21 protein-coding genes and 1 riboswitch are annotated in these 20,175 nt (G+C 55.2%); of the genes, 13 read left to right on the top strand and 8 right to left on the bottom strand.

Translation table 11 applies throughout. From position 1 onward, the window contains the following. A complete protein-coding gene (gene hutH, locus HV229_RS17005; RefSeq protein WP_181545975.1) occupies nucleotides 1-1,521 on the top strand; it encodes a histidine ammonia-lyase in 1,521 nt (506 codons plus the stop codon). A 56-nt stretch (nucleotides 1,522-1,577) separates the two neighbouring features. Here hutH and HV229_RS17000 read toward each other — a convergent pair whose 3' ends face one another. Further along, nucleotides 1,578-2,054, bottom strand: a complete 477-nt coding sequence (locus HV229_RS17000) for a kinase inhibitor (RefSeq protein WP_016156043.1) — start codon at nucleotides 2,052-2,054, stop codon at nucleotides 1,578-1,580. 57 nt (nucleotides 2,055-2,111) lie between these two features. Next, nucleotides 2,112-3,401 (bottom strand): adenosylmethionine--8-amino-7-oxononanoate transaminase, encoded by a 1,290-nt coding sequence (gene bioA / locus HV229_RS16995; protein WP_131405752.1) that lies wholly within the window; start codon nucleotides 3,399-3,401, stop codon nucleotides 2,112-2,114. A 76-nt stretch (nucleotides 3,402-3,477) separates the two neighbouring features. On the opposite strand from bioA, the gene bioB reads away from it, so the two are divergent. The 4 genes from bioB to bioD are packed head-to-tail and all read left to right on the top strand — an operon-like array spanning nucleotide 3,478 to nucleotide 7,102. Then, a complete protein-coding gene (bioB, locus tag HV229_RS16990; RefSeq protein WP_029139462.1) occupies nucleotides 3,478-4,518 on the top strand; it encodes a biotin synthase BioB in 1,041 nt (346 codons plus the stop codon). After that, nucleotides 4,515-5,672: an 8-amino-7-oxononanoate synthase gene (gene bioF / locus HV229_RS16985; RefSeq protein ID WP_181545973.1), complete on the top strand. Its 1,158-nt coding sequence runs from the start codon at nucleotides 4,515-4,517 to the stop codon at nucleotides 5,670-5,672. Before bioB ends, bioF begins: the two co-directional genes overlap by 4 nt. After that, nucleotides 5,656-6,411: a malonyl-ACP O-methyltransferase BioC gene (bioC, locus tag HV229_RS16980; protein WP_046274630.1), complete on the top strand. Its 756-nt coding sequence runs from the start codon at nucleotides 5,656-5,658 to the stop codon at nucleotides 6,409-6,411. The genes bioF and bioC overlap by 17 nt, the downstream gene beginning before the upstream one ends. After that, nucleotides 6,404-7,102, top strand: a complete 699-nt coding sequence (bioD, locus tag HV229_RS16975) for a dethiobiotin synthase (protein ID WP_115190797.1) — start codon at nucleotides 6,404-6,406, stop codon at nucleotides 7,100-7,102. Before bioC ends, bioD begins: the two co-directional genes overlap by 8 nt. Here the strand turns inward: bioD and HV229_RS16970 are convergent. After that, complete coding sequence (locus tag HV229_RS16970) at nucleotides 7,068-7,790, bottom strand: ATP-binding cassette domain-containing protein (RefSeq protein WP_046274632.1); 723 nt, start codon at nucleotides 7,788-7,790, stop codon at nucleotides 7,068-7,070. The genes bioD and HV229_RS16970 overlap by 35 nt on opposite strands. A gap of 770 nt (nucleotides 7,791-8,560) precedes the next feature. Between HV229_RS16970 and uvrB the strand changes: the two genes are divergently transcribed. Next, nucleotides 8,561-10,582: an excinuclease ABC subunit UvrB gene (gene uvrB, locus HV229_RS16965; RefSeq protein ID WP_016152344.1), complete on the top strand. Its 2,022-nt coding sequence runs from the start codon at nucleotides 8,561-8,563 to the stop codon at nucleotides 10,580-10,582. 94 nt (nucleotides 10,583-10,676) lie between these two features. Here the strand turns inward: uvrB and yvcK are convergent, their stop codons facing one another. Next, nucleotides 10,677-11,585, bottom strand: coding sequence for a uridine diphosphate-N-acetylglucosamine-binding protein YvcK (gene yvcK / locus HV229_RS16960; RefSeq protein ID WP_016152345.1), 909 nt, complete (start codon nucleotides 11,583-11,585; stop codon nucleotides 10,677-10,679). Between the two features lie 393 nt (nucleotides 11,586-11,978). Next, nucleotides 11,979-12,124, top strand: a riboswitch (molybdenum cofactor riboswitch). Here yvcK and moaA point away from each other — a divergent pair. The 6 genes from moaA (at nucleotide 12,112) to HV229_RS16930 (ending at nucleotide 15,559) form a co-directional block, all read left to right on the top strand. Further along, nucleotides 12,112-13,101 carry a GTP 3',8-cyclase MoaA gene (gene moaA / locus HV229_RS16955; protein ID WP_016152346.1) on the top strand — a complete coding sequence of 330 codons (990 nt, stop codon included), beginning with the start codon at nucleotides 12,112-12,114 and terminating at the stop codon, nucleotides 13,099-13,101. It overlaps the preceding riboswitch by 13 nt. 19 nt (nucleotides 13,102-13,120) lie before the next feature. Continuing rightward, complete coding sequence (gene moaB, locus HV229_RS16950) at nucleotides 13,121-13,633, top strand: molybdenum cofactor biosynthesis protein B (protein ID WP_181545971.1); 513 nt, start codon at nucleotides 13,121-13,123, stop codon at nucleotides 13,631-13,633. Between the two features lie 2 nt (nucleotides 13,634-13,635). After that, entirely contained in the window at nucleotides 13,636-14,121 is a 486-nt protein-coding gene (gene moaC, locus HV229_RS16945; RefSeq protein WP_003035188.1) for a cyclic pyranopterin monophosphate synthase MoaC, read from the top strand. After that, the gene (moaD, locus tag HV229_RS16940; RefSeq protein WP_016152348.1) at nucleotides 14,114-14,359 is read left to right on the top strand and encodes a molybdopterin synthase sulfur carrier subunit; all 246 of its coding nucleotides are present in this window, start codon (nucleotides 14,114-14,116) and stop codon (nucleotides 14,357-14,359) included. Before moaC ends, moaD begins: the two co-directional genes overlap by 8 nt. A 1-nt stretch (nucleotide 14,360) precedes the next feature. After that, nucleotides 14,361-14,813: a molybdopterin synthase catalytic subunit MoaE gene (gene moaE / locus HV229_RS16935; protein ID WP_046274634.1), complete on the top strand. Its 453-nt coding sequence runs from the start codon at nucleotides 14,361-14,363 to the stop codon at nucleotides 14,811-14,813. A 41-nt stretch (nucleotides 14,814-14,854) separates the two neighbouring features. Continuing rightward, nucleotides 14,855-15,559 carry a Bax inhibitor-1/YccA family protein gene (locus tag HV229_RS16930; RefSeq protein WP_003831536.1) on the top strand — a complete coding sequence of 235 codons (705 nt, stop codon included), beginning with the start codon at nucleotides 14,855-14,857 and terminating at the stop codon, nucleotides 15,557-15,559. A gap of 39 nt (nucleotides 15,560-15,598) precedes the next feature. On the opposite strand, the gene HV229_RS16925 is transcribed toward HV229_RS16930, so the two are convergent. From HV229_RS16925 to HV229_RS16915, 3 genes are read right to left on the bottom strand one after another with little or no spacing between them, the layout of a single operon-like run. Continuing rightward, the gene (locus HV229_RS16925; RefSeq protein ID WP_181545969.1) at nucleotides 15,599-16,561 is read right to left on the bottom strand and encodes a YbhN family protein; all 963 of its coding nucleotides are present in this window, start codon (nucleotides 16,559-16,561) and stop codon (nucleotides 15,599-15,601) included. Continuing rightward, the gene (gene clsB / locus HV229_RS16920; protein WP_016152351.1) at nucleotides 16,561-17,802 is read right to left on the bottom strand and encodes a cardiolipin synthase ClsB; all 1,242 of its coding nucleotides are present in this window, start codon (nucleotides 17,800-17,802) and stop codon (nucleotides 16,561-16,563) included. The genes HV229_RS16925 and clsB overlap by 1 nt, the downstream gene beginning before the upstream one ends. Continuing rightward, nucleotides 17,799-18,560 carry an endonuclease/exonuclease/phosphatase family protein gene (locus HV229_RS16915; RefSeq protein ID WP_016156057.1) on the bottom strand — a complete coding sequence of 254 codons (762 nt, stop codon included), beginning with the start codon at nucleotides 18,558-18,560 and terminating at the stop codon, nucleotides 17,799-17,801. The genes clsB and HV229_RS16915 overlap by 4 nt, the downstream gene beginning before the upstream one ends. A gap of 131 nt (nucleotides 18,561-18,691) precedes the next feature. Here HV229_RS16915 and HV229_RS16910 point away from each other — a divergent pair, with 131 nt between their 5' ends. Beyond that, nucleotides 18,692-19,102 carry a YbhQ family protein gene (locus HV229_RS16910; RefSeq protein WP_016152353.1) on the top strand — a complete coding sequence of 137 codons (411 nt, stop codon included), beginning with the start codon at nucleotides 18,692-18,694 and terminating at the stop codon, nucleotides 19,100-19,102. Here HV229_RS16910 and HV229_RS16905 read toward each other — a convergent pair. Continuing rightward, entirely contained in the window at nucleotides 19,064-20,170 is a 1,107-nt protein-coding gene (locus HV229_RS16905) for an ABC transporter permease (protein WP_003831543.1), read from the bottom strand. The two genes, HV229_RS16910 and HV229_RS16905, sit on opposite strands and share 39 nt — an antisense overlap. Nucleotides 20,171-20,175 lie beyond the last annotated feature (5 nt).

Here is a 20,175-nt window from a genome sequence, read left to right as displayed (position 1 = left end):
ATGAACACCATGACATTAACGCCGGGTCATCTGAGCTTTGCGCAACTACGCGACATCTGGCAGCATCCGGTCAAACTGAGCCTGGATGCCGGGGCGATTGATGCGATCAACGCAAGCGTCGCCTGCGTCAATAATATTGTCGCTGAAGGCCGTACGGCGTATGGCATTAATACCGGCTTTGGCCTGCTGGCTCAGACCCGTATCGCTACGGAAGATTTGCAGAATTTACAGCGTTCGCTGGTGCTTTCCCATGCGGCAGGCGTTGGTGAGGCGCTAGATGACGCGATGGTTCGCCTGATTATGGTGCTGAAAATCAACAGCCTGGCGCGGGGTTTTTCGGGTATTCGTCTCAGCGTGATTGAAGCGCTGATTGCGCTGGTGAATGCCGATGTGTATCCGCTGATCCCGGCGAAAGGGTCAGTGGGCGCATCGGGCGACCTGGCACCGCTGGCGCATATGTCTCTGACGCTGCTGGGCGAAGGTAAAGCGCGCTGGCAGGGGGAATGGCTTCCGGCGACCGAAGCGCTGAAAAAGGCCGGACTGGAGCCGATTACGCTGGAGGCGAAAGAAGGGCTGGCGCTGCTCAACGGTACCCAGGCTTCCACAGCCTTTGCGCTGCGCGGGTTAATTGAAGCCCAGGAGCTGTTCGCGTCTGCGACGGTGTGTGGGGCGCTGACCACCGAAGCGGTATTGGGCTCTCGTCGTCCGTTTGATGCCCGTATTCATGCCGCACGAGGACAGCGTGGGCAGATTGATGCCGCAACGCTGTACCGCCACGTGTTGACCGACACCAGCGCGCTTTCTCAGTCGCATCATAACTGTGAAAAAGTGCAGGATCCGTATTCTTTGCGCTGTCAGCCGCAGGTGATGGGGGCGTGCCTGACGCAAATGCGTCAGGTAATGGAGGTCTTGCTGGTAGAAGCCAACGCGGTTTCCGACAACCCGCTGGTGTTTGCCGAAGAGGGCGATGTCATTTCCGGCGGCAACTTCCATGCTGAACCGGTGGCGATGGCGGCAGATAATCTGGCGCTGGCGATTGCGGAAATCGGGGCGTTATCAGAGCGACGCATTGCGCTGATGATGGACAAACATATGTCGCAGTTGCCGCCGTTCCTGGTGAAAAACGGCGGGGTGAACTCCGGCTTTATGATTGCTCAGGTAACCGCGGCCGCGCTGGCGAGCGAGAACAAAGCGCTGGCGCATCCGCACAGCGTGGACAGCTTGCCGACCTCCGCCAACCAGGAAGATCATGTGTCTATGGCACCGGCAGCGGGCCGCAGGTTGTGGGAGATGGCGGCGAATACGCGCGGCGTGATTGCCGTGGAGTGGCTGGCGGCGTGTCAGGGGATTGACCTGCGTGAAGGGTTAACCTCAAGCCCGCTGCTGGAGCAGGCGCGCCAGGCTCTGCGCGAGCAGGTTGCCCACTATACGCAGGATCGCTTTTTTGCTCCGGATATTGAGTGCGCAACCGAACTGTTAGCCCGGGGGACGTTGTTGAAATTGTTGCCTGAATTTCTGTAGAGAAGCCTTGTTTAGTAGGCCGGATGCGGCGAAGCCGACATCCGGCACAACACAGCTTAACTGAACATCGCCGTAATCGAGGCGCTGGCGAGCGAGTGGAAGTGAACGTTAAAGCCAACCATCGCGCCGCTGGCGTCCTCATCGACATCAATACGCTCCACATCCAGCGCGTGAACCGTAAAGATATAGCGATGGGTTTCACCCTTCGGCGGCGCAGCACCGCCATAACCTGCTTTACCAAAATCCGTACGGGTCTGAATCACCCCATCCGGCAGCGCAACCAGCCCGGAGCCGAAGCCTTGCGTGAGTACGCGGGTATCTGCTGGCAGATTTACCACCACCCAGTGCCACCAGCCGGAGCCGGTTGGCGCATCAGGATCGTAGCAGGTCACGACAAAGCTTTTGGTCCCTGCTGGCACGTCATCCCACGCCAGATGCGGGGAAATATTATCCCCGTCATACCCCATGCCGTTAAAGACGTGGCGATGCGCAAGCTTTTCGCCATCGCGCAGATCGTTACTGATTAGTTTCATGCTGACTCCTCTCGTTAGCCAAAAAGTGTAGCCAGAAACCGTAGAGCTTACCGCTGATTAATCGCTAAAAAATGTTGCACTGCGCACAGCCTCGTTTACGGCCTGGGTCAGACGACGCAACTGATCGGGCTGAATAATGTACGGCGGCATCAGATAGATCAGTTTGCCAAACGGTCGTACCCACACGCCCTGTTCAACAAAGAACTTCTGTAACGCCGCCATATTCACCGGATGCGTGGTTTCGATCACGCCGATGGCGCCGAGTACGCGCACGTCGGCTACCCAACTGGAGTCTGCCGCCGGGGCGAGTTCTGTCCGCAGTTGCGCTTCAATAGCCGCTACCTGTGAGCGCCACTCGCCGGTTTCGAGTAACGACAGGCTGGCGGAGGCGACGGCGCAGGCCAGCGGATTACCCATAAAGGTTGGACCGTGCATGAAGCATCCGGCTTCACCGTTGCTGATGGTTTCCGCGACCTGACGCGTGGTCAGGGTGGCGGAAAGGGTCATCGTTCCGCCGGTTAACGCTTTGCCGAGGCACAAAATGTCCGGAGTTATGTTGGCGTGTTCACAGGCAAAAAGCTTGCCTGTACGACCAAATCCGGTGGCGATTTCATCGGCAATCAGCAGGATACCTTCACGGTCGCACATCTTACGGATGCGTTTTAACCATTCGGGATGATACATGCGCATGCCGCCAGCGCCCTGCACAATCGGCTCAAGGATCACCGCCGCAATCTCGTGGCGATGCGCGGCCATCAGGCGGGCAAAAGGCACCATATCCAGTTCGTCCCACTCGCCGTCCATGCGGCTTTGCGGGGCGGGCGCAAACAGGTTCTCCGGCAGATAACCCTTCCACAGACTGTGCATCGAGTTGTCGGGATCGCAGACCGACATCGCACCGAAGGTATCGCCGTGATAACCGTTTCGAAATGTCAGGAAACGCTGACGGGATTCGCCTTTGGCCTGCCAGTATTGCAGCGCCATTTTCATCGCTACTTCTACGGCGACCGAACCTGAATCCGCGAGAAAAACGCACTCCAGCGCCTCTGGCGTCATCGCCACCAACTGGCGGCACAGCGCAATGGCCGGGGCATGGGTAATGCCGCCAAACATCACATGTGACATGGCATCAATCTGCGTTTTCATCGCGGCGTTCAGCTGTGGGTGATTGTAACCGTGGATCGCCGCCCACCAGGACGACATGCCGTCTATCAGCTTCTCACCGCTGGCTAAAATCAGTTCGCAACCTTCGGCACGCGCCACCGGATAAACCGGTAACGGGGAGGTCATGGAGGTGTAAGGGTGCCAGATATGGCGTTGGTCAAACGCAAGATCGTCCGTTGTCATAATCGACTTGTAAACCAAATTAAAAAGATTTAGGTTTACGAGTCTACACCAAACTCATAACGAAACGTATACCAATATGGCTCATTCTTCTCGCTGGACAATGTCGCAAGTCACCGAATTATTTGAAAAACCGCTGTTGGATCTGCTGTTTGAAGCGCAGCAAGTTCACCGTCAGCACTTTGATCCGCGGCAGGTTCAGGTCAGTACGCTGCTGTCGATTAAGACCGGTGCCTGCCCGGAAGACTGCAAATACTGCCCGCAAAGCTCCCGCTATAAAACCGGTCTGGAAACGGAACGTTTGATGGAGGTTGAACAGGTACTGGACTCTGCGCGTAAAGCGAAACAGGCCGGTTCAACGCGGTTTTGCATGGGCGCGGCGTGGAAGAATCCACACGAACGCGACATGCCTTACCTGGAACAGATGGTTCAGGGCGTAAAAGAACTGGGGCTGGAAGCGTGTATGACGCTGGGTACGCTGAACGAAAATCAGGCCCAGCGGCTGGCCAATGCGGGTCTGGACTACTACAACCATAACCTCGACACCTCGCCGGAATTCTACGGCAATATCATCACAACCCGGTCGTACCAGGAGCGCCTGGATACGCTGGATAAAGTGCGTGAGGCGGGCATTAAAGTTTGCTCCGGCGGGATTGTGGGATTGGGGGAAACGGTGACCGACCGTGCGGGTCTGTTGCTGCAATTAGCGAATCTGCCAACGCCGCCAGAAAGCGTGCCGATCAACATGCTGGTGAAAGTGAAAGGCACGCCGCTTGCCGATAACGACGATGTGGATGCCTTTGATTTTATTCGTACTATCGCCGTGGCGCGGATCATGATGCCGACTTCATATGTCCGTCTTTCAGCCGGACGCGAGCAGATGAACGAACAAACCCAGGCGATGTGCTTTATGGCCGGAGCTAACTCGATTTTCTACGGCTGCAAACTGCTGACCACGCCGAATCCGAACGAAGATAAGGATTTGCTGCTGTTTCGCAAGCTGGGTCTCAATCCGCAGCAAACGGCGGTGCTGGCGGGTGATAACGAACAGCAGCAACGCCTGGAGCAGGCGCTGCGTACCCCAGATACCGACGAATACTACAACGCGGCAACCGTATGACCTGGCAGCAAAAAATAGACGATGCGTTAACGGCGCGTCGTCGTGCTGATGCGTTGCGTCGGCGCTATGCGGTGACGCAGGGCGCCGGTCGCTGGCTGCAGGCCGACGGTCGCCAGTACCTGAACTTTTCCAGCAACGACTACCTTGGCTTAAGCCACCATCCACATATTATCTGCGCGTGGCAGCAAGGCGCTGAGCGTTTTGGCGTCGGTAGCGGCGGCTCGGGTCATGTCAGCGGTTATTCCGTTGCTCATCAGGCGCTGGAAGATGAGCTGGCGCAATGGCTCGGCTATTCCCGGGCGCTGTTGTTTATCTCCGGTTTTGCCGCTAATCAGGCGGTTATTGCCGCGCTGGTGGGCAAAGAGGACCGGATTGTTGCTGACCGACTCAGCCATGCCTCACTGCTGGAGGCTGCCAGCCATAGCCCTGCCGTGCTACGTCGCTTTACCCATAACGATCCCCAACATCTGGAACGTCTGCTGACCCCCCCCTGTCCGGGGCAACAACTCGTGGTCACTGAAGGGGTGTTCAGCATGGATGGCGATAGCGCACCGCTGGCGGAAATTCACGCGGTAGCAGAGCGGCAGGGCGCGTGGTTGCTGGTGGATGATGCGCACGGGATTGGCGTGAGCGGTGAGGAAGGGCGCGGTTCGTGCTCCCGACAGCAGGTGAAACCCGAGCTGTTAGTGGTGACGTTTGGCAAAGGGTTTGGCGTCAGCGGCGCGGCAATCTTGTGCTCAGACAGCGTGGCCGATTATCTGCTGCAGTTTGCCCGTCATCTGATCTACAGCACCAGTATGCCTCCTGCGCAGGCCCAGGCCTTGCGCGCCGCGCTGGAGGTGATCCGCAGCCGCGAAGGCGATGAGCGCAGAGAAAAACTGGCGATGCTGATCCAGCGTTTTCGCGCTGGGGTGAATACGCCGGACTTAACGCTGGCGCAGTCAGACAGCGCCATTCAGCCGCTGATCGTGGGCGACAATCATAAAGCCTTGCAACTGGCGGAGGCATTACGTCAACAGGGATGCTGGGTGACGGCTATTCGCCCACCGACGGTGCCGGTTGGTACGGCCAGGCTGCGGCTTACGCTGACCCAGGCGCATGAAGTCCAGGATATCGATCGCTTACTGGAGGTGCTGCATGGCGCAGGTCAATAAGCAGGCGATTGCTGCCGCGTTTGGCCGCGCGGCTACTCACTATGAGCAACACGCGGAACTCCAGCGTCAGAGCGCCGATGCGTTACTGGCACGACTCGATGGTCGGGCATTCTCTCAGGTTTTAGATGCGGGCTGCGGACCCGGGCGTATGAGCCGTTACTGGCGGGAGCAGGGGAGCGAGGTCTGCGCGCTGGATCTGTCGGCACAAATGCTGACTGAAGCGCAGCGTCACGATGTCGCCCACCGCTATCTGTTGGCGGATATTGAAGCCATTCCGCAGGCTGCTGCTACTTTCGACCTGGCCTGGAGCAATCTGGCCGTACAGTGGTGCAGTGACCTGCGCGGCGCGTTACGCGAGCTTTACCGGGTGGTGCGTCCTGGCGGGACGGTGGCGTTTAGTACCCTGGCGCAGGGGTCAATGCCGGAACTTCGTCAGGCGTGGCGAGCGGTTGATGAGCGGGAACACGCCAATCGTTTTTTGCCCGTGGAGCAACTGGAAAACGCCCTGTATGGGTGGGACGTTGAATACCAGTCTCATGCCGTCACGCTGTGGTTTGACGATGCGCTGAGCGCCATGCGCTCGCTGAAGGGCATTGGCGCGACGCATTTGCATGATGGCCGCGAGCCGCGCGTCCTCACCCGCTCACAGTTGCGCCAGCTACAGCTAGCCTGGCCCTGCCAGCAGGGGAAATATCCGCTGACCTATCATCTATTTTTGGGAGTGATTCAACGTGACTAACACTTTTTTTGTCACCGGGACGGATACCGAAGTGGGGAAAACTATCGCCAGCTGCGCGTTGCTACAGGCGGCGGGGCAGAGGGGATTGCGAACCGTCGGCTATAAGCCAGTGGCGTCGGGTAGTGAAATGACGGTTGAAGGTCTGCGTAATAGCGATGCCCTGGCATTACAGCGCAACAGCGTTGTGACGGTGGACTATGCGGCTATCAACCCCTATACCTTCGCGGAACCTACCTCACCGCATATCATCAGCGCGGACGAAGGTCGCCCCATTCAGGCCTCTGTAATGTCTGCGGGTTTACGCGCGCTGGAACAACAGGCTGACTGGGTGCTGGTGGAAGGTGCCGGCGGGTGGTTTACGCCGCTTTCGCCAACGCTGAGTTTTGCTGACTGGGTGAAAACAGAGCAGTTGCCGGTTATTCTGGTGGTTGGCGTTAAGCTCGGCTGCATCAACCACGCTATGCTGACCGCCCAGGCGGTGCAGCAGGCCGGACTGACGCTTGCCGGATGGGTCGCCAATGATGTGACGCCACCTGGCAAGCGTCATGCTGAATATATGGCAACGCTCAGGCGTGTGCTTGCGGCTCCGCTGCTGGGGGAAATTCCCTGGCTGGCAGAAGAGCCGGAGCGGGCATCGACAGGACGTTATATCGATCTTAGCGTTTTGTCTGTAGCGCCCCCCAGTCGGTGATTAGCGGGTTGCTGAGCTGTGTGATTTGCCCCTGAGCCACGTTGCGCCCACGGTGTAACAGGCAGTAGCAGTCAGCGACCCGACGAATAAACGGCAGGCTCTGCTCCGCGAGCATTATGGCGATGCCGAGCTCCTGGCCTAACCTTACAACCAGGTTCCCCAGTTTGTGGATATATGCCTGGCCACTTCCCCGCGTGGGCTCATCGAGGATCAGCAGGCGCGGGCGTGTGACCAGCGCGCTGGCGAGCGCAAGCTGGTGCTGATCATCTTCCGATAATGCCGCCCCTTTGGCCTGACGCAGTACGAACAACTGTGGAAACAGGCGGTAAATATCACTGCTGTTCATCGTTTCGCTTTCCTCAACCGCCTGGCGCGCAATATGCAGATTTTCCTCTACCGTCAATTGCGAAAAAATCCGTCTCTCTTGTGAAACGTAGTTAATGCCCAGCGCGATGCGATTTGCCGCCGGAATGGGACTCAGGTCGCGCGGCGGCGCGCCAGCCTGATGCCAGAACATGGTGCCGCTTTCGATCGGTAAATTACCGATAATGCAATTGGTCAGCGTAGTCTTTCCCATTCCTGGAAGCCCCAGCACACCGGTACATTTACCGGGCAGCAGGTCGAGATCCACATCCCATAGGGAGTGTTGATTACCGTAATAATGATTCACTGCGCGAAGACTCAACATAGATTCCTCCAGCATGATGCTATCCGCCCCACGTACAGGTCGTCGGAAGAAAATTGCAATTCTCTTGCCAGAAGAGGGATTGGGGTCAAAAAACAGCAGGAGAGTATGCTGCGCAGGCGGTGATGTCTGGCTGGCCTGAGTGCTGGCGTTGTTTTGTGCACATTGCCAGTGCCTGTCGGTGTCGTAATGGTGCAGGCAAGAAAATGATGAAAATGCGAGCAAGATCCCGGCCATTCCAGGCCGCTTCGTTAGCTGATAAATATCAAAAAATAGCGATAAATTTTTTTTATCCCTTCGGAAAAGGGAGTGAGGACGTTTTTGCCAGGCTACAGTCCATACGGGCTGGAGGCAGTTATCCACTATTCCTGTGGATAACCTTGTGTATTAGAGTTAGAAAACACAATGTAAGCGAGAGAAGACGCGGCCTGCGACTAAATTGATGCGAAAGACGGCTCGGGATAATAGTCATTAAATTACAGAATGTTAGATAAAATCAATGGCTGTCGCAGAAGTGTCATGCGTTGCCACAAAACTTTCATCGGGCAGCTTGACAAATGTTAAAAAAGTCATTGCTTTGGGGATAACACGTTTTTGCTGGTGTTTTATCTTGTCTGAGGCCAAATTTTAGCCTGCGGTCACGGTCATTCTGATGGCGTATCAGAAATATTCTGGTGCGTTACTGTTTTTTCATCCAGTATATTTTACTGGCAAAATATACGACTGCGAGTAAAATTACACACCTGCCCGCCCATTGCTTCAGGTAGCTGCTCATGAGTAAACCGTTCAAACTAAATTCCGCTTTTAAACCCTCTGGCGATCAGCCTGAGGCTATTCGCCGTCTGGAAGAAGGGCTGGAGGATGGTCTGGCGCATCAGACGCTGCTGGGGGTGACGGGCTCGGGGAAGACATTCACCATCGCTAACGTAATTGCGGACTTGCAGCGGCCTACCATGGTGCTGGCTCCCAATAAGACGCTGGCCGCGCAGCTGTACGGTGAGATGAAAGAGTTCTTCCCGGATAACGCGGTGGAGTATTTCGTCTCCTACTACGACTATTATCAACCGGAAGCCTACGTACCAAGTTCTGACACCTTCATCGAGAAGGATGCCTCGGTTAACGAACATATTGAGCAAATGCGTCTGTCAGCGACCAAAGCGCTGCTGGAACGTCGGGATGTCGTTGTCGTCGCGTCAGTTTCCGCTATCTATGGTTTGGGCGATCCGGATCTGTATCTGAAAATGATGCTGCATCTGACGGTGGGGATGATTATCGACCAGCGTGCGATCCTGCGTCGCCTGGCGGAACTGCAATATACCCGCAACGATCAGGCATTTCAGCGCGGAACCTTCCGCGTGCGTGGTGAAGTGATCGACATTTTCCCGGCTGAATCCGACGATATCGCGCTGCGCGTGGAACTGTTTGATGAAGAGGTCGAACGTTTATCGCTGTTTGACCCGCTTACCGGGCAGGTTGAATCCACGATTTCGCGCTACACCATCTATCCTAAAACGCACTACGTGACGCCGCGCGAACGTATCGTGCAGGCGATGGAAGAAATCAAAGTTGAGCTGGCAGAGCGGCGCAAGGTCCTGCTGGCAAATAACAAACTGCTGGAAGAACAGCGGCTAAGTCAGCGTACGCAGTTCGATCTGGAAATGATGAATGAGCTGGGTTACTGCTCGGGGATTGAAAACTACTCCCGCTATCTGTCCGGGCGTGGCCCCGGCGAGCCGCCGCCGACGCTGTTTGATTACCTGCCTGCCGACGGCCTGCTGGTGGTGGATGAATCCCACGTCACTATCCCGCAAATTGGCGGTATGTATCGTGGTGACCGGGCGCGTAAAGAGACTCTGGTCGAATACGGATTCCGTCTGCCGTCGGCGCTGGATAACCGTCCGCTTAAATTTGAAGAGTTTGAAGCGCTGGCCCCGCAGACCATCTACGTCTCAGCGACGCCGGGCAACTATGAACTGGAGAAATCCGGTGATGACGTCGTCGATCAGGTAGTACGACCGACCGGTCTGCTGGATCCTATCATTGAGGTACGCCCGGTGGCGACGCAGGTTGACGATCTGCTGTCTGAGATCCGCATCCGTGCGGCGATTAACGAACGTGTGCTGGTCACTACGCTCACGAAACGGATGGCAGAGGATCTCACCGAATACCTCGAAGAGCACGGTGAGCGGGTGCGCTATCTGCACTCAGACATCGATACCGTGGAACGTATGGAAATCATTCGTGACCTGCGTCTGGGCGAGTTTGACGTGCTGGTGGGTATCAACCTGTTACGTGAGGGTCTGGACATGCCTGAGGTCTCACTGGTGGCGATTCTGGACGCAGACAAAGAAGGGTTCCTGCGTTCTGAACGTTCGCTTATTCAGACCATCGGCCGTGCGGCGCGTAATATCAACGGGAAGGCTATTCTCTACGGCGACAAAATTACCGCCTCAATGGCTAAGGCGATAGGTGAAACTGAACGCCGTCGTGAGAAACAGCAGCTCTACAACGAAGAACACGGTATTACGCCGCAGGGGCTGAACAAGAAAGTGGTCGATATTCTGGCGCTGGGTCAGAATATTGCGAAGACTAAGGCGAAAGGCAAAGGGAAGTCACGCGCAGGCGCGAAGTCTGAAATTGTCGAACTGGATATGACGCCAAAAGCGCTGCAGCAGAAGATTCATGAGCTGGAAGGGCAGATGATGCAGCATGCGCAGAATCTTGAATTTGAAGAGGCTGCGACGATCCGCGACCAGTTGCATCAGCTGCGCGAGTTGTTTATCGCGGCATCGTAAGATTGTGCCGGAGGCGGGGGAACCCCCTCATCCGGCCTGTGGGAGTAGATCGCGTTTGTAGGCCTGATAAGCGCAGCCCATCAGGTAATTCCACTTACCCCAGCGCCTGTACCGCTTTCTCCAGCGCGTAATGCAATAGCTGGCGGTCATGGCGGTAGGGAATGTCGCTGGCTTCCAGCACTTCCTGAATAACAACGCGGTCGGTAACGGTGGATACATCCACTTTCGGGCCCACAACCACCGCATCAATCACTTTCCTGCCAACGTACTGTTCAATGATTGCCAGCTTATCGTTAAGCGTCAGGCTGGCTGCTGGCAGGCTTAATTCACGACCCAGATTGCCGATGTAGACCATCGGGGCAGGTGTGCGACGTAATGCCTGCGCCAATTCGTCGAGCAGCAGGAGCGGCATCAGGCTGGTGTAAAAACTGCCGGGTCCTATCAAAATCAAATCCGCTTCGGCAATAGCTTCAACTGCCTCCCGCGTGGTGGGGACTTTTGGCGACAGCATCAGTTCCTGAGGCGGGATGGTGAGCTGATCGATATTCACTTCGCCATAGACTTCATGTCCCTGATCGTCGATAGCCATCAGATCCACCGGCAGCTCCGACATCGGAATTAAATGCGCGTCAACTTTCAGCAGACTACGAATTAAATTGATGGCTTCCAGAGGCCGCACGCTGAGGTGATCGAGCGCCTTTAACATCAGATTTCCGAGGTTATGCCCGGAAAGCTCACCATTACCGCCAAAACGATACTCAAACATGGCGGATGCAACGCTGGGTTGAGTAATTAACTGGTTCAGACAGTTACGCATGTCTCCCCAGGCAATCCCTCCTTCAGAGCGACGAATACGACCTGTCGACCCGCCGTTATCGGTCGTGGTGACGATCCCTGTCAGGCGTGAACCTAAAGGGGAAAGAGAGGAGAGAACGCGTCCCAATCCATGCCCTCCGCCGAGAGCGACAACGCGGTCCAGATCTGCCAGCGTGCGAGTGCGCATATATTTTCCTGATATCAATTGATCGGCGCTACAGTAACGTAAATAGTGTGTTTTCAGCAATTATCCAGGCGGAATCTGGCGTAATTTTTTTCTGCGATCTACTCCTTTCTGACGAGATTCACCTGCTGGCAAGATGATGTATATCAATGCAAAACTGTGGTTTTTGCTTATTCTGTAGCGAAATTGCACGATCATGTCGTTATGTATGTATTTATACAGCGAAAGTGTACATGGCAAAAGCGTCATTTACACGCTAGTATCGGCATAACCACAATGTACTCTGAATAATTTGAGTTGCAGGATGGCAGTGAGGGAGAAAATCCTCCGTAAGCGGACATAAGTACGTGACTGGGGGGGAACGAACAAAGCCCACGCTTCTGCAATTTGAAGTATGACGAGAATAAACACTCTAGCCTCTGCACCTGGGTCAAATGATACGGTGCTTTGGCCGTGACAATACTTGAATAAGTTTGTCACCAGGGCGTAGGAAGAAATGACTACGTCTCCCGTATTTGGAAAGGTGTACATGGGCTCTCAACTTACCGATGCTTTCGCACGTAAGTTTTACTACTTACGTTTGTCGATTACCGATGTGTGTAACTTTCGTTGCACCTACTGCCTGCCGGATGGCTATAAGCCCGGCGGTGTCACCAATAACGGCTTTTTGACCGTTGATGAAATTCGCCGCGTCACGCGCGCGTTCGCCAGTCTGGGAACGGAAAAAGTGCGTCTGACAGGGGGCGAACCTTCATTGCGTCGCGACTTTACCGACATTATCGCCGCCGTGCGCGAAAACCACGCCATCCGTCAGATTGCGGTGACCACTAATGGTTATCGTCTGGCGCGTGATGCCGCTGCCTGGCGCGATGCCGGACTGACCGCACTTAACGTCAGCGTCGACAGCCTCGATGCCCGTCAGTTTCACGCCATTACCGGGCAGGACAAATTTCAGCAGGTGATGGCAGGCATTGACGCCGCCTTTGATGCGGGTTTTGAAAAAGTGAAAGTCAATACCGTGCTGATGCGCGACGTAAACCATCATCAACTGGACACCTTCCTGGCGTGGGTTCAGCCCCGTCCTATCCAACTACGCTTTATTGAACTGATGGAAACGGGCGAGGGCAGCTCTCTCTTCCGTAAACACCATATCTCAGGCCAGGTCCTGCGCGATGAGCTGCTGCGTCGCGGCTGGATCCACCAGATCCGACAGCGCAGCGACGGCCCGGCTCAGGTTTTCTGTCATCCTGACTATGCTGGTGAAATTGGTCTGATCATGCCTTATGAGAAAGACTTCTGCGCCACCTGTAACCGTCTGCGCGTTTCCTCTGTCGGCAAACTGCATCTGTGTTTATTTGGTGAAGGCGGCGTAAGCCTGCGTGATTTGCTGGAAGATGACGCTCAGCAGTCGGCGCTGGAAGAACGCATTTCAGCCGCGCTGCTGGAGAAAAAGCAGACTCATTTCCTGCATCAGAACAATACCGGTATTACGCAAAACTTATCTTACATTGGCGGCTGATCGCTAAAAGGAGTTTTTCATGAGTCAGGTAAGCGCTGAATTTATCCCGACACGCATTGCTATTCTTACTGTTTCCAACCGTCGCGGCGAAGAAGATGACACCTCCGGCCATTATCTGCGTGACTCGGCGCAAGAGGCGGGTCATCAGATTGTCGACAAGGCGATTGTCAAAGAGAACTGCTACGCCATTCGCGCCCAGGTTTCTGCATGGATTGCCAGTGAGGATGTGCAGGTCGTGCTCATTACAGGCGGCACGGGCTTAACCGAAGGGGACCAGGCGCCAGAAGCGCTGCAACCGCTGTTCGACAGAGAAGTCGAAGGGTTTGGTGAAGTATTCCGTATGCTGTCGTTTGAAGAGATTGGCACCGCGACGCTGCAATCCCGGGCGATTGCTGGAGTGGCCAACAAAACGCTGATTTTCGCCATGCCGGGGTCGACTAAAGCGTGTCGTACCGCATGGGAAAATATCATTGCGCCGCAGCTCGATGCCCGTACGCGTCCGTGTAATTTCCACCCACATTTGAAGAAATAAGTATGTCGCAACTGACTCATATTAACGCCGCTGGCGAAGCGCATATGGTGGATGTCTCCGCCAAAGCGGAAACCGTACGCGAGGCGCGTGCAGAAGCATTCGTGACCATGCGTAGCGAAACGCTGGCGATGATTATCGACGGCAGCCACCATAAGGGCGACGTTTTCGCCACGGCGCGTATTGCCGGTATTCAGGCCGCCAAACGGACCTGGGATCTTATCCCGCTGTGCCATCCGCTGATGTTGAGCAAGGTTGAAGTTAATCTGCACGCCGAGCCGGAACACAACCGCGTACGCATTGAAACGCTGTGTCGCCTGACCGGGAAAACCGGCGTCGAAATGGAAGCGTTAACGGCGGCCTCCGTGGCGGCGTTGACCATCTACGATATGTGCAAAGCGGTGCAAAAGGATATGGTGATTGGTCCGGTGCGTCTGCTGGCTAAAAGCGGCGGCAAATCGGGAGATTTTAAGGTGGATGCGCATGATTAAGGTTCTTTTCTTTGCTCAGGTACGGGAATTGGTGAACACGGATGCGATAGAAGTCGCCGCTGAGTTTGCAACGGTAGAAGCGCTGCGCCGGAGTCTTGCGGCAAAAAGCGATCGCTGGGCGTTGGCGCTGGAAGACGGCAAGCTGCTGGCAGCGGTAAACCAGACGCTGGTCAGTTTTGACCATCCCCTTAATGCGGGTGACGAAGTGGCTTTCTTCCCACCGGTAACCGGAGGCTAAGATGGCTGAAACGCGAATTGTTGTTGGTCATGCGCCGTTCAGCGTCGGGGATGAGTATCCCTGGCTGGCCGAACGCGATGAAGATGGCGCGGTGGTCACTTTCACCGGTAAAGTCCGCAATCACAATCTCGGCGATAGCGTGCAGGCGTTAACGCTGGAACACTATCCGGGAATGACCGAAAAAGCGCTGGCGGAGATTGTCGACGAAGCGCGTGCGCGCTGGCCGCTGGGACGAGTAACGGTCATTCATCGCATTGGCGAACTGTGGCCGGGTGACGAAATCGTTTTTGTTGGCGTGACCAGTGCGCATCGCAGCAGCGCGTTTGATGCCGGGCAGTTCATTATGGATTATCTGAAAACCCGCGCACCGTTCTGGAAGCGCGAGGCCACGCCAGAAGGTGAGCGCTGGGTTGATGCCCGCGACAGCGATAAGCTAGCAGCAAAACGCTGGTAGAGTACAATTGGTGTAGGCTCATACTGATTCAGGAGATTGTCATGGACCGATTCCCACGATCCGATTCTATTGTACAGGCCCGTTCCGGCCTGCAAACGTATATGGCGCAGGTGTACGGCTGGATGACCTGCGGACTGTTGCTGACAGCGTTTATCGCCTGGTATGCGGCAAATACGCCCGCGGTGATGATGTTTGTCTTCTCCAGCAAAATCACCTTCTTTGGACTGATCATCGCCCAGCTAGCGCTGGTGTTCGTCCTGTCCGGCATGGTGCAAAGGCTTAGCGCGGGAATGGCGACCACGCTGTTTATGCTCTATTCGGCATTAACCGGGCTGACGCTATCAAGCATTTTTATCGTCTATACCTACTCGTCTATCGCCAGCACCTTCGTGGTCACCGGCGGGATGTTCGGGATCATGAGTTTGTACGGCTACACCACCAAACGCGATCTCAGCGGTTTCGGCAATATGCTGTTTATGGCACTGATCGGTATTGTGCTGGCCTCGCTGGTTAACTTCTGGTTGAAGAGCGAAGCGCTGATGTGGGCGGTGACCTATATTGGGGTGATTGTGTTTGTCGGCCTGACCGCTTATGACACGCAGAAGCTGAAAAATATCGGTGAGCAGATCGACCTGCGTGACAGCTCCAATCTGCGTAAATACGCAATTCTTGGGGCCTTAACGCTGTATCTGGACTTCATCAACCTGTTCCTGATGCTGCTGCGTATCTTCGGCAATCGTCGTTAACTCTCTGTTGCCGGATGGCGTAAGCCGCCATCCGGTGAATCATTTCGCCATCGCCTTCTCGTTTTTTACCCGCAACTTTTTCGCCCGACTCTCCAGCAGCAAATAGCACATCAGCGCCAGCAGCAGCGGAATAAAATAGTACAGCACGCGATATGCGAGCAGGGCGGCAATGATTGTCCCCTGAGAGGTGTTCTCTCCTGCCAGCAGCGCCATAAAGACCGCCTCCAGCACGCCAATCCCCGCCGGAATATGCACGATAACACCGGCAATACTGCTCACCAGTAGTACGCCCAGCACGAAGAAATAGTTGATATTCTGACCCAGCAACAGCCAGATAATCGCCCCCATTACCATCCAGTTAGTACCGGATATCGCCATTTGCGCGAGGGCAAATTTCCAGGAGGGCAGCACCAGTTTTTGGCCCTTGATGGTGATGTGGCGATGTTTAGCGAAAGCGCAAAACCACAGATAAACAACAATCATCAGCAGCAGCGCAATGCCTAAGAGGCGTAGCGTACCTTCATCGATATACCAGTGCGCGGGCAGTTCAACGACGCCGAAGGTGAAAATAAAACCGCCCAGCAGAATATAGCCCAGCCAGTTGGTGGTAATGCTCAGTGAAAAAATTCGCGTAATTGTGCTCCCCGGTAACCCGAGACGCGAGTAGAGACGATAACGCATCCCAATACCGCCCACCCATGTGCTTAACGTCAGGTTGAAGGCGTAACAGATAAACGACACCAGCATGACCTGGCGTTTTGCCAGCTTGTGCCCGCAGTAGTAGCGCCCGAGCAGGTCATAGCAGCCGTAAAGTAAATAACTGACGATCACCAGCCCTACGGCGCTGAGCAGGACGATCCGATTGTAATCGCGAATTACCGTCCACACTTCCTGCCAGTTGACCTTGCTGGCATAAATGACCAGCAATACGATGACCGCAATAAAAAATAGCCATGTGAGGATCTTTTTCGCTAAGCGCCAGCGTCGGTGGTTTTTTGGCATCAGGTTTCCCCTCCTGCATCCTCAGTTGGAATACGATCCTGGGTTTCCAGAGTTGGCTGTGCGGGTGGTTCTACCTCGGCCAGATGCGGGGTATGCGCCGGTAGCCAGCCGACCAGCGCAGGGAAGTGGCGTAAAAAGTGGAAGGCCAGCACGCTTTTGGTCAGGTTCCACCAGGTGCGTTTTGGCAGCATTGATTCATCAACTCGCTTGCAGTCCTGCGCAATAATGGGGTTCAGGTTGTCACGCAGGGTCTGGTTAAACGTGCGGTCATGAATAATAAGATTCGCCTCCAGATTGAGCGACAGACTGAGCGGGTCGAGATTGCTGGAACCTACCGTCGCCCAATGATCGTCCATCAGCGCGACTTTACCATGCAGGGGCTTACGCCGGTATTCATAGACATGGACGCCGCCTTTAACCAGATAGTTATACAGCAGGCGGGCACCCACTTTCACAATCGGCATATCCGGTTCACCCTGGACGATGAGTTTTACCCGAACACCGCGTCGCGCAGCTTTTCGTAGGGCATGCAGCAGGCGATAACCCGGAAAGAAATAGGCATTGGCAATGATCACTTCCCGCCGGGCCTGGGTCAGCATTTTCAAATAGTGGCGTTCAATATCATCGCGATGCTCTTCGTTATCGCGCCAGACAAACAGCGCCTGCGCTTCGCCAGGCCGATGATTCTCAATTGCCCGGTGATGACGTCGCCACCAGCGTCGTACGGCGCTCTGTCCCGGTAAGTTATCCAGCACGAATTTCAGGATGTCGGCCACGACTGGACCTTCCACGCGAACGGCGTAATCCTGCTTGGCCTCGGGACCGTAATCAGACATGTGTTCAGCGGAATAATTGATGCCGCCGACAAAGGCAACACGGTCATCAATGACCACAATTTTGCGATGCATACGGCGAAAGAGATTGGTACGCATACCGAACAGACGCGGGCGCGGATCGTAGTAGCGGAAAACAACGCCAGCTACGGTCAACTCTTCGACAAAACTGTCGCTAAGATCCGGCGAACCGTAACCGTCCAGCAGCACCTCTGCTTTGATTCCGCGCTGGGCGGCTCCGAGTAAGGCGGCATGCAGCTGTTTTCCGACCGCATCTTCAAACCAGATAAAAGTCTCAAGGATAATTTTTTGCTGTGCCTGTTCAATGGCGTCAAAGACGGCGGGATAGTATTGATCGCCGTTTTCCAGCAGTTGAATTTGATTGCCTTCACGCCAGCCATTTTTCATAAATGAATCTCCGCACTCAGGGGGGCATGATCGGACAAATGTCGCCAGTGACGCAGCGCCAGCGTCGTTGGGGTACTGGCATTCGCGTTTTTCACATAGATCCTGTCCAGACGCAGCAGGGGAAACTGCACCGGAAACGTCCGCGCCGGGCGACCGTGGGCGCGGGTAAAAATCTCGTCAAGGCCGGCCCTGGCTTTCAACGGGTGATTGGCCGTTTGCCGCCAGTCGTTAAAATCTCCGGCGATCACCACAGGCTCCGCGTCGGGCAGGGCATTGACCCAGTCAGCCAGCATAGCGAGCTGGGCCTGACGGTGTGCTTCACGCAAACCGAGATGCACGCACATGACATGGATTGGGTGCGAGAGCATTGGCGGCACGATGCGGCAGTAGAGGACCCCGCGCTTTTCACTCGCGCCGACGGACACATCGCGATTTTCATAATGTTCAATGGGATAACGCGACAGCACCGCGTTACCGTGATGCCCTTGCGGGTACACAGCGTTACGCCCGTAGGCGAAGTCGCTCCACATGGTGTCCGCCAGAAATTCGTAGTGGGTGGTATCCGGCCAGTTCTCAATCTGCAGCGAGTGAGCATCGTGCGCGCCCATAACTTCCTGCAGGCACACAATGTCTGCACCGACCGTTCTGACAGCCTCCCGTAGCTCAGGCAAAATAAAACGCCGGTTGAAGGCGGTGAACCCTTTGTGAGTATTAATGGTGAGCACATTGAATGAAAATTGAACTCCCGATCCGCTCATGAGCCTCCCGTTGGCGTCACTTCCTAAATAAAATAGTGTAGTCGTCGTCACAAAAAGATGCGGTGTTGCGGAATTTTCCGTAAAGTCCGGTACTCTGAATAATTAGTTGAAAATCCTTCAGGAGAAAAGCCATGAGGTGGCAACAACGTGTTCGTGTCGCAACGGGTCTAAGTTGCTGGCAGATTGTGTTGCATTTACTGGTAGTGGCGTTGCTGGTAATGGGCTGGATGAGCGGTACGCTGGTGCGCGTCGGCCTGGGATTATGCGTCGTTTACGGCGTAACGGTTTTATTAATGCTGGCCTTGCAACGTCACCATGAGCAGCGCTGGCGCGACGTAGCTGATGTGCTGGAAGAACTGACTACCACGTGGTATTTCGGTGCCGCGATGATCGTACTGTGGTTGCTGTCGCGCGTGCTGCAAAACAACGTCTTGCTGGCCCTGGCGGGGCTGGTGATCCTTGCCGGACCCGCCGTGGTCTCGCTGTTGGCGAAAGACAAAAAGCTACATCACCTTGCGTCTAAACATCGCATACGCCGCTGATCCGGTCGTGGCCGCTATCACCAACAGCGGCCACAAGCTTCCCCAGACAATCTTCAGACTCGCATCTTTCAGGTAAATCTGTTTCGTAATGTCCGTAAAATGGCGGATTGGGTTTATCCACGTCAGATTCTGTAGCCAGACCGGCATATTTTCGACCGGCGAGACGTAGCCTGAAAGTAAAATCGCCGGCATCATAAACACAAACACGCCGATAAACGCCTGCTGCTGGGTGGCGCACAGTGATGAAATCAGCAGACCAAAGCCGACCAGCGACAGCCCGTAAATCACCATCGTGAAATAGAACAGCCCCAGTGAACCGGCAAACGGAATGTGATAAGCCCAGATGCCGATCGCCAGCACAATGGTGGCCTGAAACGTTGCCACAATTAACGCGGGCACCGCTTTACCGATGAATATCTGCCAGGTGGTAAGTGGGGAGACCAGCAGCTGATCCAGCGTGCCTTGCTCGCGCTCGCGGGCAACCGAGAGCGAGGTGACGATCATGACGCCGATTGTGGTGATCATGGCGATCAGCGACGGAACCACAAACCATTTGTAATCCAGATTCGGGTTATACCAGTTACGCACCACCAGCTCGCTGTTGTTCGGTTTCGGCTTGCCGTCCATCAGCTCCTGCTGATACTCCTTAACGATTTGTTGCAGGTAATTCGCGGCAATTTGCGCACTGTTAGAGTTACGCCCGTCGAGAATAATCTGCATGGGAGCCTGCTGAAAGGTATCCAGATTACGCGAAAAGTTGGCCGGGAAGCGCACCAGCAACAGGGCTTTTTGCGTGTCGATGGTGGGCTGGATCTCCTGCGGGCTTTTCAGCAGCAGAACGTGCGTAAAGGCGCTGGCGCGAGCGAAGCGCTGGGTTAGTTCCACCGAATGTTTACCGTTGTCTTCGTTATAGATAGCGATAGTGGCGTTGGTGACTTCCAGCGTGGCCGCGAACGGGAACAGAATAACCTGAATCAGCACCGGTAAAATCAGAATGGCTCGCGTCTGCGGTTCACGTAACAGCGATTGCAGCTCTTTACGAATTAATGTCCATAAGCGATGAAACATGCCCG

The organism is Citrobacter sp. RHBSTW-00524 (genome assembly GCF_013747755.1).
Lineage (GTDB): Bacteria > Pseudomonadota > Gammaproteobacteria > Enterobacterales > Enterobacteriaceae > Citrobacter > Citrobacter braakii.
This window is presented reverse-complemented; position numbering and strand designations above follow the sequence as displayed.